Source organism: Aeromonas sp. 61P (genome assembly GCF_051919545.1).
Classification (GTDB): domain Bacteria; phylum Pseudomonadota; class Gammaproteobacteria; order Enterobacterales; family Aeromonadaceae; genus Aeromonas; species Aeromonas veronii.
On the sequence record NZ_JBQBEL010000001.1, the window covers coordinates 3730047 to 3745098 of the forward strand.

A 15052-nucleotide genomic window follows, 5' to 3' on the forward strand; every position below is an offset into this window, starting at 1 on the left:
GCAGCAAAAGATGTAAATGAATTGTGACATTCAAGCCGCAGCCCTGCGGATCAAACGGTGACGACCAGTATGGCTGTCAGCTTTGCATTACAGTTGCCAGTTTTTGACCATCAGATGGGGCAAGCAGGCCCGGGCCTTTTGCAGTCGCACAGGCGTCGGATTGATCAACCACGCCTCTTTCCCCAACTCCAGCAGCGGCAGATCGTGCAGGCTGTCGCTCAAGGCCAGCTCGGCATCGAGGGCGCAAATCTCTGGCAACAGCTTGTGCTGGCCGTGGCAATAGAAGCGGGGCATCAGGCCGCCAAAACGGTAGTGCATCTGCGAGCCAATGATCCGGTGGGGCAACTGGCCGGGCAGTTGCTGATAGAGCTGGGCCCGCACCAGCGCGCAGGGGCTGGCGGAGATCACCCAGCAGCGCGCCCCCTCGCTTTGCAGCAATTCGCGAGCCTGACGATACAGCCCCGGCCTGGTGCGGCAATAGGCGCGCACCAGCTTGCGCCAGCCGAGGGGAGAGAGCCAAAGCGTGATGGCCCACCAGATCAGGGAGATACCGCGCCGCCGCTGACTTGGCAGCAAATAGACCAACCCACCCAGCGCAATCACTGGCAACAGCAGCAGCGGCCAGATCCGACGGCGCAGGATATAGCACAGCAGACCGGCGTGGCTGTCGCCGGGGGCCAGGGTGTCGTCAAAGTCGGCCAGGATCCAGCGCGGAGTGCCCCCGTCAGGATCACGATCTATCGCTGAATGGATAATGGTGTCAGACGCTGGGCGCATAAGCATCAGGGCGCAAGGGCAGCGATGGCTGCCGTGAGCTCGGGAGTGACAAATTCACTCCCCACATCGGGCGGACATACAAAGTCGAACGGCTCGCCCGCCAGGGTAAAACTCAATCGCCAGGCATGCAGATAGCCGCGATCGGCTGGCGTGCCGCCATAGCGCTCATCCCCGAGAATGGGGGCGCCGATACTTTTGAGGGCAACCCGGATTTGGTGGGTCTTGCCGGTCTGCGGTTTGATGCGATAGAGCCGCAGCCCCTCGCGCACCGGCACCGAATCAAACCAGCTGATAGCAGGATTATCCAGCGTGCGCGCCAGCATCCAGCTGCCGCCGCGCCCCTTTTGCATATCCCCCTTCACCCAACCCTGCTTCTTCTTGGGTTTGCGATCGGAGAGCGCCAGATACTGCTTGCTCACCTCGCGGGCCGCAAAAGCCATGCTCAGCTCACGGTTCGCCTCTGTGGTGCGGGCCAGCAGCACAAGCCGGAGGTCATCTTGTCGAGCCGGTGTACCGGATAGAGAGTGAGCCCGGTATCGGCCTTCACGCGATTGACCAGTCCCGGATTGACCGCCTCACCGTCGTCCTTCTCGTCGTGCATGCCGATGCCGGGCTGCTTGTCGATAACCAGGAAAGCGGGATGCTCAAACAATATCCGGTACATAAAACCTCGGGAACTGGGGAATAAGGCATGCAGCCAACGACTGACTGCGCTCGGGAGTGCTGCATTCTCCCTGCTCATCCGCCATTTGGCAAACCGGGCGGGCAGAGGATAAAGATAAAAAATGGCCCCACCTGCAGCAGGCGGGGCCATTTTCGCTCATCTTGGCAGATCACACCTTACACATTGCGCGGGCGCAGGTGGGCGTGCCAGCGCGCTTCCCACTTCTTGAACAGCCAGACGATGACAAAGGTGAGCAGCATATAGAGCAGCCCTGCGGTCAAAAACGCCTCGAACGGACTGTAGTAGCGAGAGTTGATGATCCGCGCCGCACCGGTCAGATCGACGATGGTGATGATGCCCGCCACCGCCGAACCCTGCAGCATGAAGATCACCTCGTTGCTGTAAGCCGGCAGTGCCCGACGAAACGAGTTGGGCAAAATGATCCGGGTCAGGGTCTGCCAGCGGGTCATGCCAAAGGCGTTGGCAGCCTCAATCTGGCCGCGCGGCATATTGTGCACCGCCCCGCGCACGATCTCGGCGGTATAGGCGGCGGTATTGAGGGTGAAAGCCAGCAGCGCACAGAACCAGGCTTCGGAGAAGAGCGACCAGGCGGCACTGTTCTTCAGCCACTCCCACTGGGCGGCGCCGTAGTAGATGATAAAGAGCTGCACCAGCAGCGGGGTGCCGCGAAAGAAGTAGATATAGGCCCAGATCGGCCCCTTGATCAGCCAGTTGCGGCTATTACGCAGGATGCCCATGGGCACCGCCAGCATCAACCCAAGGATCAGAGAGAGGGCCACCAGCCAGACGGTGGTATAGAGCCCCTCCCAGTAGGTGGGCCACTCTTTGAGAATGATTGAGAAATCCATGGCTTACCTCGTCTTGATGGCATAGTGACGCTCGGCCCACTTGAGCGCCGAGGTGGAGACTGCGGTGAAGATCAGGAAGATCAACGCCACCGCCATGTAGAAGGTGAAGGGTTGCTGGGTCGAGCCCGCCGCCAGCGAGGCTTTGCGCACCATGTCATCAAGGCCGATAATGGAGACCAGCGCGGTGGTTTTCAGCAGCACCAGCCAGTTGTTGCCAAACCCCGGCAAAGCGTGGCGCATCATCTGGGGGAAGAGGATCCGCACAAACACCTGGGTTGCCCGCATGCCAAAGGCCCGTGCTGCCTCCAGCTCGCCTTTGTCCACCGCCAGAATGGCGCCGCGAAAGGTCTCGGTCATGTAGGCGCCGAAGATAAAACCGATGGTCGCGACACCGGCCACAAAGGGGCTGATGTCGATATAGTCCGGAAGCAGGGAGACCCACTCCTGATTGGGATTACTCTCCAGTAACCAGCTGTTGTAAGTCTCGTTGACCCAGGTGCAGATACCGTTGATCAGCACCTGGCCGCCAAAGAAGAGCAGCATCATCAGCACCAGATCGGGGATGCCGCGAATGATGGTGGTGTAGCCGGTGGCGATGGCCCTGGCCCACTTGTAGGGAGAGAGTTTGGCCAGCGCCCCCAGCATCCCCAGCAGCAACGCCAGCAGCAGGGAGGCCAGCGCCACTTCCAGGGTGACCCAGGCGCCCTCCAGCAGCGAGGCTTCGTATCCTTTCAAATCAAACATATGCAGCTCCATCGCCACTGAATCTTCACGCACCTGCTAACCAGAAGGCTCCATAGCAGTCCGAATGAAATATGTGCAGCTCCATTGCAATCAATGCGGGCCCGTAAACTCCCTCAGGGAGGTGACGGGCCCGATGACTACTGACGGGATCAACCTGTCGTTATTTGCCGTAGACGTTTTTGGACTTACTCGCCGTAAACGTCTCTTTGTTTTACTCTCCGTAAACGTCGAACTCGAAGTACTTGTCGTTGATTTCCTTGTACTTGCCGTTGGCACGCAGCGCCAGAATAGCGGCATTGAATTTCTCTTTCAGATCCTTGTCAGCCTTGCGCACCGCAATACCGGCACCCTCGCCAAACCACTTGGGATCGGTCAGTTTCGGGCCGACGAATTCAAAGGCATCACCGCCCTCTTTCTTCAACAGACCGTCGGTGATGGCGGCAGAGTCGGCCAGCACATAGTCCACACGACCGGATTTCAGATCGAGATAGGCTTCATCGGCGGTGCCGTAACGCTTGATGGTGGCATTGGGGAAGTTGTCGGTAATAAAGGTATCCATGGAGGTTGCACGCTGCACTGCGACGGACTTGCCTTCCATAAAGGCTTTGTCGAGCTGCACATCAGTGCCCTTCTTGGCGGCAAAGCGGGCCGGAATGTGCTGGTACTTCTGGGTGAAGTCCACCTTCTTCTTGCGCTCTTCTGTGATGTCCATGGTGGCGATGATGGCGTCAAACTTGCGCGACAACAGCGCCGGAATGATGCCGTCCCAGTCCTGCTTGACCAGGGTGCACTTCACTTTCATCTCTTCGCACAGGGCGTTGGCGATGTCGATATCAAAGCCTTTCACCTCGCCACTGGGCTCGGTCCAGGAGAAGGGGGGATAGGCACCCTCAACCCCGATCCGGACCTCTTTCCACTCCTTGGCCATCAGGCTACCGGACGCAAGGGCAGTAACTACGGCTGTCGCCAGCATCAGCTTGTTCATGTATCTCTCCTTGATAAAACAGTTGATTGGGTAACCAGGCATCCCGCCATCAGTAGATGGAGGAGATGAATTGCTTGAACCGCTCGGATTTGGGATGGGCGAAAATCTCCTTGGGGTTGCCCTCCTCTTCCACCCGCCCCTGATGCAGAAACATCACCTTGTTCGATACATCCCGGGCAAACGACATCTCGTGGGTCACCACCAGCATAGTGCGCCCCTCTTCGGCCAGCTCGCGCATCAGGCCGAGCACCTCCCCTACCAGCTCGGGATCCAGCGCCGAGGTGGGTTCGTCAAACAGCATCACCTCGGGCTCTACCGCCAGCGCACGGGCAATGGCGGCCCGCTGCTGCTGACCACCGGAGAGGTGGCCAGGATAGTAGTCACGCCGCTCCCAGAGTCCAACCCGGTTGAGCAGTTGCTCTGCCTTGGCCAGTGCTTCGGCGCGAGGCACCTTGAGCACCTGGATCGGCACTTCGATGATGTTCTGCATGATGGTCATGTGTGACCAGAGATTGAAACTTTGAAACACCATGGCCAGCCGGCTGCGGATCCGCTCCACCTGACGCATATCCTCGGGCAACCGCTCGCCGGCGCGGCTGGTTTTCATCCGGATCAGTTCGCCATGGAGCGAGACGGTGCCGGATGAGGGGGTTTCGAGCAGATTGATACAGCGAAGAAAAGTCGACTTCCCCGAGCCGGAGGAGCCGATAAGGGAGATCACATCCCCCTTGTGGGCGGTCATGTCGATGCCCTTGAGCACTTCGTGGGTGCCAAAATATTTGTGCAGATCACGTACTTCCAGTGCGGCAACGTCGCTCATCCATTACAACCTTGTCTGTCCCTAGACGCCGCAGGGGGCGTGACTCAACCATCGTCCATTTAACAAAAAGTTAACCGATGGCAACCTTCAGCGAAAATATCACCCGGATAGTGAAAAAACAATACAGAACGAGGGTCTTCAGGGGATTCGCTCTATTTTTATTCGCTCTTTGCGTATTTTTCAGCACTTTATTTGCATAAGCAGCCGTTTCAATGGCTATTCCGATAACGCCTTTTTATACCCCAATCATATCAGTGGCAAGAGAAAAGCGTGATGTGTGCCAAACCGGCACCAAAATGGCTTTATGCACCCCCTTGCCGAGCGAAATATCGGCCCCCCGATTGGATCAACTTGATTTCATTGGTGCACTCGGGCTCGCACAGAACCTTATCAAACAGAGAGGTTGTGGCAAAAAAGTAACAATCTGTCCCCAAAAGGGCTGTTTTCGACCATGAAAGCGATAGATATGTGACACAGAGCCAATAAGTAATGATAAGGTGGTATTTTTATCAGTTTTTGTGATCGAGGCCTCGATGCTGCTCAATGTGTTGCTGATCTTGTTGCCACTGGCAATCGGCTATCTGATTCCCCTCTCCTCTGCACGGCTGATCAAGCTGGTCAACCAGAGTCTGGGCAAGATGGTCTACCTCATTCTGTTTCTGATGGGGCTCGGGCTTGCCTATGTGGAGAACCTGGGCAGCAATCTGGCGGTGATCTTCAAGGTCGCCGGGGTGATGCTGACCGCGATCACGGTCTGCAACCTGCTGGCCCTCTGGTGGCTCGACAAGCGCACACCGCCGACCCATGAGGCGAGCGATGCCAAGATGCCGGGCAAGTTGCACCTGCTGTGGGAATCCCTGCAGCTCTGCTTTGTGGTGCTCGGCGGTGTGCTGCTGGGTCTACTGGTAGATCTGCGCGCCCTGCCCATCGACAAGTGGAGCGAGTGGGCCCTGATGCTGCTGCTGTTTCTCATCGGGGTGCAGATGCGCAACTCCGGCATGCGGCTGCGCCAGATCCTGCTCAACCCCTGGGGGATGAAGATAGCCGCCACCGTCATCCTCAGCAGCTGGCTGGGCAGCCTGCTGGCGGCCCAATTGCTGGGGATGCCCTTTGCCCATGGTCTGGCGATGAGCTCGAGCTTCGGCTGGTATTCGCTCTCCGGCATTCTGGTGGCCGACAAACTGGGGCCGGTGCTCGGTTCTGCTGCCTTTATCAACGATCTTGGGCGCGAGCTTATCGCTATTCTGATCATCCCGGTCCTGATGCGACGCCACCCCTCGGCGGCCATCGGTTACGGCGGTGCCACGGCGCTGGACTTCACCCTGCCGGTCATCCAGAAATCAGGGGGCATTCAGGTGGTGCCGGTGGCCATTGTCTCCGGCTTTATCCTGAGCCTGCTCGGCCCCATCCTGATCCTCGGGTTTCTGGCGCTCTAAGCCTGATTCCCACATTGCAGATAAAAAAGCCCGACCTTGTTGTCGGGCTTTTGCTGTTTGGATGTCCCGTCCTGAATATGGTTTACACCTTTCCCCCCAATAAATGGAGAGCCCGATGGGACAAGGTGTGAAACGGACACAGCGCGATTACTCGCTGACTTTTAAACTGGCGCTGGTCGAGCAGATTGAAAAAGGCGAGCTCACCTACAAACAGGCTCAGGTGCGTTATGGCATTCAGGGCCGCTCCACCGTTCTGGTATGGTTGCGTAAACATGGTCGGCAAGATTGGAGCCAGGGGGCTTCTGTGCGTGCCGGCAGGAGCATCACCATGCCTGACCACGACAATCAGACGCCCGAACAGCGCATCAAGGAACTTGAGCAACAGCTGGCGTTGATGAGTCAGAAGGCCCAGTTCTTTGAGGCCGTCGTCGATGTACTGAAGAATGACTACGGCGTCTCCATCGTAAAAAAGCGACCCGGCAAGTCCTCTCGCAGCGGCAAGTCGAGAGGCTGACCATTGTCAGGGCTTGCCTGTTTCTGGGGATAAGCCGGCAGGCTTACTACAAGCGCAATCGGGTCGCCGACGAGCGCCATGCACAGGGATTGCAAGTGGTGCGTTTTGTGCGTCAGGTTCGACTGCGACAACCGCGGGTGGGCACTCGCAAGCTGCATTATCTGCTGCAGGGTCAGGATGATGGCGGGCTCAAGGTCGGGCGGGACAGGCTGTTTCAGATATTGGCCGAGCACCGCCTGCTGGTGCAGCCCAGGCGGGCGTATCACAAGACCACCCACAGTTTTCACCGTTTCTACCGTCATCCCAACTTGCTCAAGGCGGGGCCAGAGCAGGTCACACCGGTGGCCCCGGAGCAGGTCTGGGTCGCTGATATCACCTATCTGCCAGCCAGAAGCGGGCCGCTGTACCTGAGCCTGGTGACGGATGCCTACTCACGCAAGATAGTGGGCCATCACGTGCACGAAGGGATGCACGCCGAATCGGTGGCGATGGCGTTCAAGAAAGCACTGAAGCAACGACGTGGCGGCGGTGAACTCATCCATCACTCTGACCGCGGCGTGCAGTATTGCTCTGGGCTGTATCAGTCATTACATGAACGGTACGGGGTGAAATGCTCGATGACGGATGGGTATGACTGCTACCAGAATGCGTTGGCGGAGCGGGTGAACGGGATTTTGAAAGGAGAGTTATTGTTGCAAAGCCCGCAGGATTTGACGCAAGCGCGGGAAATGGTGCGTGAAGCAGTGGATATTTACAACGCGGAGCGGCCGCATCATGCGTTGAAATACAGAACCCCCGATGCGGTACATAGGGGGTTCTGAGTGGAGCAAAGCTAGCCGAAAATGTGTAAACCTATTTCAGGACTAGACAGGAGCAACCACGCACTCGCACTGGCTGCGATATTGCCCGCAGCCTTATTCGCGCCACTGGCCGCCACTCATCACCCGTTCGATAGCAAACGTCCGGTCGTGCACCAGCAGCAGATCCGCATCCTGCCCGACCCCGATACGCCCCTTGCTACCAAGCCCCAGCGCCTGCGCCGGATTGCTCGTCACCACGGCCAACGCCCTCTCCAGCGAGACACCGAGCCGTGTCGCGCGCACGCACTGCTGCCACAGGCTGGAAATCTGGCCGCAGCGCATCTCGATTAGCCGCCCTTCGCCATCAAAGCGCGGCAGGCTGGCGTTGGCATCCGAGCTGAAGGTGATGCGATCGGCAGGCACATTGGCGGCCAGCAGCTCGAGAAACGCATCGGCGGCAAGCCGCTCGCCATCCTCCAGCAGATCGGGAAAGCTCGAGGTGGTGAGGTCGACCCAACCTCCCGCCTTGCCCCACTCGATGGCCTCGGCAAAGAGCCAGGGGTTGCGGTTGCAGTGAGTCGGATAGAGCTGGCGCAGCGGAATGTCGGTCTTATCGCGCTGGGCCCGCAGGGGGGCCAATGCCCCCTTGCCATCCCCGACATGGAAGAAGCTGACCCCGCTCTTGCCCGCAAGCAGCCCGGCTACTCGCGCCTCGCTGGCAAGCCTGGCCAGCTCATCGTGGGTCGGCGCACTGGATCTGTGGTCACTGATGGCCACCTCCCCCACCCCCAATACCTCGGGGATCAGGATGATGTCCGACTCCACCGTGCCGGTCAGGGTCTTGACCGGCAGATGGTAAGAGCCGCTATACATAAACGCGCTCACCCCGGCGGCGCGAAACTCGCGCACCTTGCCGAGCACCTGCGCGGGAGTGCGGGTCAGGCTGTCGGTGCCAAGCGCCGCCACCAGCGTAGTGACACCGGCCCTGAGCGCCTCGCTCGCCGCCAGCTCAGGGGTGCGAAAGGCAAAGCCACCTTCACCGCCGCCGCCGGTGATATGGGCCAGCGGATCTACCAACCCGGGCACCAGATAGTGGCCACGACCATCGACCCTGTGCAGCGGCCAGTTTTCAGGCACAGTCAGCCCCTGGCCCATCCAGGCAATGCGGCCATCGGCCACCAGCAGATCCTGCTGGCCAAGGTGGGAGGGGCTGAAGATCTCGGCCCCCTCGATCAGGGTCAACATGGCGATCCTCCTTGCACGATTGTCGCTTGCCCAATGAAAAGAGAGGGAGCAAGCTCCCTCCCACTGTCAACCACCATATATATCGTACTTGAAGTACTTCTGGTTGATCTGCTGATAGGTGCCATTGGCACGCAGGGCCTTGATCGCCTCGTCCAGCTTGCCCTTGAGCTCCTTATCACTCTTGCGCACGGCGATCCCCATGCCATCACCAAACCACTGGCGATCGGTCAGGGCGGGCCCCACATAGTCGAACTTGTCGCCCCCCTCTTTGCCAAGCAGCCCCTGCTCAATGGCAGAGGCATCGGCCAGCAGGGCCAGCACCCGACCCGCTTTCAGATCGAGATAGGCCTCATCGGCATTGCCGTAACGGACAATGGTGACATTCGAGCCAAAATTGTCGGTCAGGTACTTGTCGTGGGTGGTGGCCCGCTGCACCCCGATGCGCTTGCCCGCCATGCCTTCCGGGGTCAGCGTCAGCTCGGTCCCCTTGGCCGCCACAAAGCGATTGGGAATATGGGCATATTTCTCGGTGAAATCGACCTTCTGGCGCCGCTCGTCGGTGATCGACATGGCGGCGATGATGGCATCGTATTTGCGCGACAACAGGGCCGGGATCATGCCGTCCCAATCCTGCGCCACCAGCTCGCACTTGACCGCCATCTGCTGACACAGGGCGTTGGCGAGATCGATATCAAACCCCTTGATCTCGCCCGACGCATCGGTCCAGGAGAAGGGCGGGTAGGCCCCCTCCACCCCGAAGCGCACGGTTTTCCACTCCTTGGCCATGGCGGGGGTGGCCAGCAGGCTGGCAACAAACAGGGCTGAGAGGGTCAGTCTGATCTTCATCATGAGTACTCCATTACATAAAAAGCGCACAGGCGCGGACAAGGCACCGCAGGCGAAAGCATGCGATGACCAAAAGCGGCAAAATCTGGATGAGCGAGATCACGCCCGAGCGGGCGTCAGTGAACTGCTCCAGAGGTTCGATCTATTCGTCGAACCACTCGGAGAGATAGAAAGGCTTGAAGTAGAAGGCCAGAAAAAAGCCTCTGGCTTTGCGCATCATGGTGGTTTGTCGCGTCCTGTGACAAAGATGGCAATCACCTTAGCACGCCCGAATTTTGCCCGGCAAGAGGCAGCCGCCAGGCAGTAGCAAAATCCCGATCATGGTCAAGGCGGGCGGGATCAGTTAGGCTCGAAGCACCTTGCCATCCCATAAAAGACCCACAGCAACCGATGAATTTTCTGGCCCATCTCCATCTGGCTGCCCACACCCGAAGCTCCCTCACCGGCAACCTGCTCGGCGATTTCGTCAAAGGCACGCTGCCCACGGGGCTTGCCGCCCACTTCGATGAGGGGATCTGGTTGCACCGCAAAATTGACGCTTTCACCGATGGCCACCCCGAGCACAAGGCGGCCGTCGCCTGTTTCGAGGCCCCCTGGCGCCGCTTTGGCGGCATAGTGGTGGATATGATCTACGACCACTGGCTGAGCCTGCACTGGGGACTGTTCAGCACCGAGCCCCTGCCCCGCTTCCTGCAACGCAGTTATGAGCAGCTATTGGCGGATCACCCACGCCTGCCGGACGGACTGCCACTCCCCCTCAAACGGATGGCCGAGCAGAACTGGATCGCCTCCTACCGCCACAGGGAGGGGCTGGGGCAAGCGCTGAATGGCATCGGCCGCCGACTGCGCCGCCCGGTACAACTGGGAGAGGCGCTGCTGACCCTCGATAAGTCGCAGTGGCAAACATGCGAGGCGGGATTTCTGCGCTTCTATCCCCAGCTGATGGACTTTAGCCAGCAACAGCTGGCCCAATATCGGGCAGCGCAAGGGGCACAGTGATCCCTCTGGATAGAGCTGCTTCCCCATAAAAAACGCCCCTTGCGGGGCGTTTGTCATCAGTTGGCTTCGTCTTTCTTTTTGCGAATGCTTAAGCCCAGCTCCCGACCACGCAGTCGGGCGTAATAGATGGTGCCGACAAAAGCGAGAGTGGTGAAGACCAGCTCCACCACCGCCAGCCACCGCTCCCCCTCATCCGTGGTGATCAGGGTGAGGGCGTGGAGGAAATAGGGCATCAACACGAAGTTGCCCCAGGCGTGGGTGTAGGGGTTGCCCTGCACTATCCCCTTGAGAGGGAAGAGCAGCGGCACCGTCCAGATCACCGGCAGCAGCCAGGGGTTGAGGTCCGGGTGGGGTGACAGCCACAGATGCCAGAGGATGACCCAGCCCAGCAGACCAAAGAAGCCGACCAGAGTCAGCAGACGTGCGAAGCGGGTGCTCACTTGAGGATCTCCAGCACCTGCTCCGGCGGGCGACCAATGCGGGCCTGACCATTCTTGATGACGATGGGGCGCTCGATCAGCTTGGGATGCTGGTGCATGGCGCGAATAAGGGCATCACCGCTGACATCGGCCAATCCCAGATCCTTGTAGAGCTCTTCCTTGGTGCGCATCAGCTGGCGGGGATCGCTAAAACCGAGCAGAGAGAGCAGGTTGTGGATCTCATCTTCGCTCGGGGCCTGCTCCAGATAGAGCACCACATCAGGGGCGATCCCGTGCTGTTCCAGCAGGGCCAGGGTTTCGCGACTCTTGGAGCAGCGCGGATTGTGGTAGATTTGGGTCTCGCTCATGGTAACTCCCTGATTAATCGCAAGATGGGACAAGAAACGGCGCTATTGTAGGGGAAAGTGATGGTCAGGGTAAGCGGCAGTGGAAAGGAATTGAAACGAATTTGTTGGCTGATTGTGGCTGGCCTGCTGGGCGCCTGCACGCCCGCCCCCGAATTTACCGATGCAACAGGGCAGTCGGTCAGCCTGCGCCACTTTGCCGGCAAGCCGATCCTGGTCAACTACTTCGCCCCCTGGTGCGCCCCCTGCCTGCGCGAGATGCCGCGCCTCAACGGGCTGGCAGCGGAGGGCCAGATCACAGTGGTGGCCATCAACTACGACCCAACCACGCCAGCAGAGCTGGACAAGCTGGCTGCGCAGTACCACATCAAGGTGCCGCTCCTTATTGCCAATGAAGATGCCAGGCTCCCCTTCCCTCGCCCAAGCGGCCTGCCTACCAGCTACCTGCTCGATAATGAGGGCAAGCTCAAGCAGACGCTGGTCGGCGAGCTCGACCAGCAGCAGATCGAGATGCTCAAGGCGACCGCCAGCGGCATGAGTCACTAGCCCATCGCTGCTATCACCGTCCCCCACATCAACGCCACCGCCATAAACAACAAGGGCGCACCATAGTGCGCCCTTGTTTGATAGGTTTCGTTAGCCCTTGAGGCTGTCGAGATCCTTCTTGGCCCGCTCCAGCTCGGTGATGCGCGCCTCCAGACGAGCCAGGGTCATCCGATCGCTGGTGGTACCGCGTGCCACGATCAGCTCGTCGATGGCCGCCTGATAATCCCCGCGCAGTGCGAGCATCTCGGCCCGCGCCATATGCAGCTCGGTCATTCTGCCCGCCTTGCGATAGGCATCGGCCAGCAGGTTCCAGGCCAGATTATTCTCCTCATGGGCACGGGCATAGGGGTCGAGGATGGCGATGGACTTCTTGTAGTTGCCGCTCTCGAGGTAGGCGTTGCCGAGGTTGACCACCACCACTTCGTTATCCGGCATCCGGCTGCGGAACTTCTCGAGGCGCGCGATGGCCTGAGCACTGCGCCCCTTGGCCAGATCGATGTCGGTCTGGGCATCGACGATAAAGAGATCTTCCGGATGACGGGCCGCCAGCTCCTGCATCAGGGTATCAGCCTCGTCGGTGCGCTTGAGCTGGATCAGCGCCAGCGCCTTGCCATAGATGGCGGCATCCTTGAGCGGGTAATCCCCCTTCTGGATCCGGCTATCGAAGTAGCTCAGCAGCCCCTGCGGGGTATCGGTACCAAAACGCACCTGAATCCGCACCTTGGCCAGCCAGAAGTCGAGACTGGGCGGCAAGTCGCGGCGGCCATAGCTGCCCGCCCGAGCGCGAGCCTCGCTGATCCGGGTCTCCGGCAGCGGGTGAGTGAGCAGCATTTCCGGCGGCTTGCTGGCGTAACGGTATTCGGCAGCCAGTTTCTGGAAGAAGTTGGCCATCCCCATGGGGTCGAAACCGGCATCATAAAGCGTCTTCATGCCGATGCGATCCGCTTCATATTCGTTGTCGCGGGTGTAGTTGATGGCCGACTGCATGGAGAGGCCCAGCGTAGTCTGCAACGCAGCGATACCGGCGGTCGGGTTGATCACCGCCAGCGCGATGGAGCCCACCAGACCGGCCAGGGTCACCGCCGAGCTGCTCGCCTGCGCTTCCATATAACGGGCGATATGGCGCTGGGTCACGTGGGTGATTTCGTGGGCCAGTACCGAGGCCAGCTCGCTCTCGCTGTCGGCGTAGAGGAAGAGGCCGGTGTGCACCTTGACTCGCCCGCCGAGGAAGGCGGCCGCGTTGATGCTGGGATCATTGATGAGGAAGAAGGTAAACGGGAAACGTACCCCATCGGCGTTGGTCAGCAATCGCTGACCCAGATCGTCAATGTACTGGCTCAGCACCGGATCATCGATGATCGGCAGACCCGCACGGGCAAAGCGCATAAAAGCGTTGCCGTAACGCACTTCCTGCTCGATGGGCAGGGCAGCAACCCCGGCCGTGCCGATGTCGGGAAGCTGATTGTTGGCCTCGGCATGAAACGTGGCGCCCATCAGGGAAGCCAGCAGGGGAAGCGATGCCATCAGGGGGGAAAAACGTGCCACGTTATCTCTATCTCCATCAGAAAGGGCCTCGGCAGAATACCCTTGCCCATCAAGGGCTACAAGCGTTGTTTCATGCTCTTATCACGGCCATAATAGCGGCCACCTGCCTGATGGAGCCCCCATGGAAATTCTCGACCTGACCCCCTGGCGTTGCCCCGAGCCGCTGATCCGGCTCAAGCTCTGGTTAAGGGAGGCCCAAAGCGGTCAAACCGCCACCATCCGGCTGGCCGATGCGGGCTCCCGGCAGGATATTCCGGCCTATCTGCACCGTCAGGGCCACCATGTCGAGGTGCAGCAAGAAGCGGACAAAACCCTCTCTTTGCAGTTGGTTGTCGGGGCGAAACAACCATCTTGAGCCCCAGTGATGTAAGGATGCCGTCATGTTAGAAGTATTGAAGCGCTGGTATCAGACCCGTTTTTCCGATCCCGATGCCGTTACCCTTTTTCTGTTGCTGGTGTTCTGCTTCACCATCATCTGGCTGTTTGGCGATCTGCTGGCCCCCCTGCTGGTGGCGCTGGTAATGGCCTATCTGCTGGAGTGGCCGGTCGCCCGGCTGCAAAAAACGGGGCTGTCGCGCACCCTGGCCACCAGCGTCATTCTGATCCTCTTTATTGCGGTAGCAGTCGCCTCCTTGCTGGGTCTTATCCCGACGCTGGTCAGTCAGGGGATCAATCTGGCCAAAGAGGCGCCGGCCATGCTGACCCACGCTCAGGATTATGTGCGCACCCTGCCGGACAAATACCCCGAGCTCATCGACGTCAGTCTGGTGGAGACCGTCATCGACAATATTCGCCAGCGCATCCTCAGTGGCGGCGAGCATCTGGTGAGCGCCTCCCTCAGTTCGCTGGTCAACGTGGTCGCCATCATGATCTACCTCATTCTGGTGCCGCTGATGGTCTTCTTTATGCTCAAAGACAAGCGGGTACTGATGGGCAGCCTGCGCCGCTTCCTGCCGCGCAACCGCACCCTGGTCAATCGGGTGTGGGTCGAGATGAACAACCAGATCATCAACTACATCCGCGGCAAGGTGATCGAGATCCTCATCGTCGGCATCGCCACCTATGTCCCCTTCGCCCTGATGGGATTGCGCTACTCGGTGCTGCTGGCGGTCGCGGTCGGCTTCTCGGTGCTGATCCCTTATATCGGCGCCGCCGTGGTGACAGTTCCGGTCGCCATGGTGGCCCTGTTCCAGTGGGGGCTCACCCCGGAGTTTGCCTGGCTGATGGTGGCCTATCTGGTCATTCAGGCCCTCGATGGCAACCTGCTGGTGCCGGTGCTTTTCTCGGAAGCGGTCAACCTCCATCCGGTGGCCATCATCATCGCCGTGCTGGTGTTTGGCGGATTGTGGGGATTCTGGGGGGTCTTCTTTGCCATTCCCCTCGCCACCCTGGTCAAGGCGGTGATCAATGCCTGGCCAAAACGCGAAGATCTGCCGAGCGCCGCAAAATAACCCACTTCCCATGCAATCGTGACAACG

General features: G+C 59.6%; 17 protein-coding genes and 1 pseudogene. 7 read left to right on the top strand and 11 right to left on the bottom strand.

Annotated features, from left to right (window positions below):
* Nucleotides 1-87 precede the first annotated feature (87 nt).
* The 6 genes and pseudogenes from ACTG2O_RS17460 to ACTG2O_RS17485 form a co-directional block, all read right to left on the bottom strand.
* Complete coding sequence (locus ACTG2O_RS17460) at nt 88-783, bottom strand: haloacid dehalogenase-like hydrolase (protein WP_019445069.1); 696 nt, start codon at nt 781-783, stop codon at nt 88-90.
* A pseudogene (locus tag ACTG2O_RS17465) lies at nt 783-1441 on the bottom strand (TIGR01621 family pseudouridine synthase). Before ACTG2O_RS17465 ends, ACTG2O_RS17460 begins: the two are co-directional and overlap by 1 nt.
* A gap of 176 nt (nt 1442-1617) precedes the next feature.
* Complete coding sequence (locus ACTG2O_RS17470) at nt 1618-2310, bottom strand: ABC transporter permease (protein ID WP_005337302.1); 693 nt, start codon at nt 2308-2310, stop codon at nt 1618-1620.
* Between the two features lie 3 nt (nt 2311-2313).
* Entirely contained in the window at nt 2314-3054 is a 741-nt protein-coding gene (locus ACTG2O_RS17475) for an ABC transporter permease (RefSeq protein WP_005352911.1), read from the bottom strand.
* A gap of 211 nt (nt 3055-3265) precedes the next feature.
* Nucleotides 3266-4039 carry an ABC transporter substrate-binding protein gene (locus ACTG2O_RS17480; protein ID WP_005337307.1) on the bottom strand — a complete coding sequence of 258 codons (774 nt, stop codon included), beginning with the start codon at nt 4037-4039 and terminating at the stop codon, nt 3266-3268.
* A gap of 49 nt (nt 4040-4088) precedes the next feature.
* Nucleotides 4089-4859 carry an ABC transporter ATP-binding protein gene (locus ACTG2O_RS17485; RefSeq protein WP_005337310.1) on the bottom strand — a complete coding sequence of 257 codons (771 nt, stop codon included), beginning with the start codon at nt 4857-4859 and terminating at the stop codon, nt 4089-4091.
* A gap of 533 nt (nt 4860-5392) precedes the next feature.
* On the opposite strand from ACTG2O_RS17485, the gene ACTG2O_RS17490 reads away from it, so the two are divergent.
* Both ACTG2O_RS17490 and ACTG2O_RS17495 read left to right on the top strand, forming a co-directional pair.
* A complete protein-coding gene (locus tag ACTG2O_RS17490) occupies nt 5393-6295 on the top strand; it encodes a lysine exporter LysO family protein (RefSeq protein ID WP_019445359.1) in 903 nt (300 codons plus the stop codon).
* Between the two features lie 115 nt (nt 6296-6410).
* Nucleotides 6411-7630 (top strand): IS3 family transposase gene (locus tag ACTG2O_RS17495; protein WP_439975195.1). Its coding sequence is split into 2 segments (ribosomal slippage): nt 6411-6759 and nt 6759-7630, totalling 1221 coding nucleotides; the frame shifts between segments, so codons are not numbered across the junction.
* A gap of 93 nt (nt 7631-7723) precedes the next feature.
* Here ACTG2O_RS17495 and iadA read toward each other — a convergent pair.
* Nucleotides 7724-8854 carry a beta-aspartyl-peptidase gene (iadA, locus tag ACTG2O_RS17500; RefSeq protein WP_019445360.1) on the bottom strand — a complete coding sequence of 377 codons (1131 nt, stop codon included), beginning with the start codon at nt 8852-8854 and terminating at the stop codon, nt 7724-7726.
* Nucleotides 8855-8920: 66 nt separating this feature from the next.
* Nucleotides 8921-9703, bottom strand: coding sequence for an ABC transporter substrate-binding protein (locus ACTG2O_RS17505; RefSeq protein ID WP_019445361.1), 783 nt, complete (start codon nt 9701-9703; stop codon nt 8921-8923).
* Between ACTG2O_RS17505 and ACTG2O_RS17510 the strand changes: the two genes are divergently transcribed.
* Both ACTG2O_RS17510 and ACTG2O_RS17515 read left to right on the top strand, forming a co-directional pair.
* Nucleotides 9702-10007 carry a hypothetical protein gene (locus ACTG2O_RS17510; protein WP_019445362.1) on the top strand — a complete coding sequence of 102 codons (306 nt, stop codon included), beginning with the start codon at nt 9702-9704 and terminating at the stop codon, nt 10005-10007. The two genes, ACTG2O_RS17505 and ACTG2O_RS17510, sit on opposite strands and share 2 nt — an antisense overlap.
* 83 nt (nt 10008-10090) lie before the next feature.
* Nucleotides 10091-10699, top strand: coding sequence for an ACP phosphodiesterase (locus tag ACTG2O_RS17515; protein WP_439976401.1), 609 nt, complete (start codon nt 10091-10093; stop codon nt 10697-10699).
* Between the two features lie 56 nt (nt 10700-10755).
* On the opposite strand, the gene ACTG2O_RS17520 is transcribed toward ACTG2O_RS17515, so the two are convergent.
* Together ACTG2O_RS17520 and arsC are read right to left on the bottom strand one after the other, a co-directional pair.
* Nucleotides 10756-11139, bottom strand: a complete 384-nt coding sequence (locus ACTG2O_RS17520; RefSeq protein WP_019445364.1) for a DUF2069 domain-containing protein — start codon at nt 11137-11139, stop codon at nt 10756-10758.
* Entirely contained in the window at nt 11136-11486 is a 351-nt protein-coding gene (gene arsC / locus ACTG2O_RS17525; RefSeq protein ID WP_439976402.1) for an arsenate reductase (glutaredoxin), read from the bottom strand. The genes ACTG2O_RS17520 and arsC overlap by 4 nt, the downstream gene beginning before the upstream one ends.
* Before the next feature lie 60 nt (nt 11487-11546).
* Between arsC and ACTG2O_RS17530 the strand changes: the two genes are divergently transcribed.
* Nucleotides 11547-12029, top strand: a complete 483-nt coding sequence (locus tag ACTG2O_RS17530) for a TlpA family protein disulfide reductase (RefSeq protein WP_439976403.1) — start codon at nt 11547-11549, stop codon at nt 12027-12029.
* Nucleotides 12030-12119: 90 nt separating this feature from the next.
* On the opposite strand, the gene ACTG2O_RS17535 is transcribed toward ACTG2O_RS17530, so the two are convergent.
* Nucleotides 12120-13574 (bottom strand): beta-barrel assembly-enhancing protease, encoded by a 1455-nt coding sequence (locus ACTG2O_RS17535; RefSeq protein WP_005333848.1) that lies wholly within the window; start codon nt 13572-13574, stop codon nt 12120-12122.
* Nucleotides 13575-13695: 121 nt separating this feature from the next.
* Between ACTG2O_RS17535 and ACTG2O_RS17540 the strand changes: the two genes are divergently transcribed.
* The gene (locus tag ACTG2O_RS17540; protein ID WP_439976404.1) at nt 13696-13929 is read left to right on the top strand and encodes a sulfurtransferase TusA family protein; all 234 of its coding nucleotides are present in this window, start codon (nt 13696-13698) and stop codon (nt 13927-13929) included.
* A 25-nt stretch (nt 13930-13954) separates the two neighbouring features.
* Complete coding sequence (locus ACTG2O_RS17545) at nt 13955-15025, top strand: AI-2E family transporter (RefSeq protein WP_439976405.1); 1071 nt, start codon at nt 13955-13957, stop codon at nt 15023-15025.
* The last annotated feature ends 27 nt before the right edge of the window (nt 15026-15052 follow it).

Excerpts from the sequence above, each read along its gene's own strand:
- ACTG2O_RS17460 (WP_019445069.1), bottom strand. The coding sequence starts at position 783 with ATGCTTATGCGCCCAGCGTCTGACACCATTATCCATTCAGCGATAGAT.
- ACTG2O_RS17470 (WP_005337302.1), bottom strand. The coding sequence starts at position 2,310 with ATGGATTTCTCAATCATTCTCAAAGAGTGGCCCACCTACTGGGAGGGG.
- ACTG2O_RS17475 (WP_005352911.1), bottom strand. The coding sequence starts at position 3,054 with ATGTTTGATTTGAAAGGATACGAAGCCTCGCTGCTGGAGGGCGCCTGG.
- ACTG2O_RS17480 (WP_005337307.1), bottom strand. The coding sequence starts at position 4,039 with ATGAACAAGCTGATGCTGGCGACAGCCGTAGTTACTGCCCTTGCGTCC.
- ACTG2O_RS17485 (WP_005337310.1), bottom strand. The coding sequence starts at position 4,859 with ATGAGCGACGTTGCCGCACTGGAAGTACGTGATCTGCACAAATATTTT.
- ACTG2O_RS17490 (WP_019445359.1), top strand. The coding sequence starts at position 5,393 with ATGCTGCTCAATGTGTTGCTGATCTTGTTGCCACTGGCAATCGGCTAT.
- iadA (WP_019445360.1), bottom strand. The coding sequence starts at position 8,854 with ATGTTGACCCTGATCGAGGGGGCCGAGATCTTCAGCCCCTCCCACCTT.
- ACTG2O_RS17510 (WP_019445362.1), top strand. The coding sequence starts at position 9,702 with ATGAGTACTCCATTACATAAAAAGCGCACAGGCGCGGACAAGGCACCG.
- ACTG2O_RS17505 (WP_019445361.1), bottom strand. The coding sequence starts at position 9,703 with ATGATGAAGATCAGACTGACCCTCTCAGCCCTGTTTGTTGCCAGCCTG.
- ACTG2O_RS17515 (WP_439976401.1), top strand. The coding sequence starts at position 10,091 with ATGAATTTTCTGGCCCATCTCCATCTGGCTGCCCACACCCGAAGCTCC.
- arsC (WP_439976402.1), bottom strand. The coding sequence starts at position 11,486 with ATGAGCGAGACCCAAATCTACCACAATCCGCGCTGCTCCAAGAGTCGC.
- ACTG2O_RS17530 (WP_439976403.1), top strand. The coding sequence starts at position 11,547 with ATGGTCAGGGTAAGCGGCAGTGGAAAGGAATTGAAACGAATTTGTTGG.
- ACTG2O_RS17540 (WP_439976404.1), top strand. The coding sequence starts at position 13,696 with ATGGAAATTCTCGACCTGACCCCCTGGCGTTGCCCCGAGCCGCTGATC.
- ACTG2O_RS17545 (WP_439976405.1), top strand. The coding sequence starts at position 13,955 with ATGTTAGAAGTATTGAAGCGCTGGTATCAGACCCGTTTTTCCGATCCC.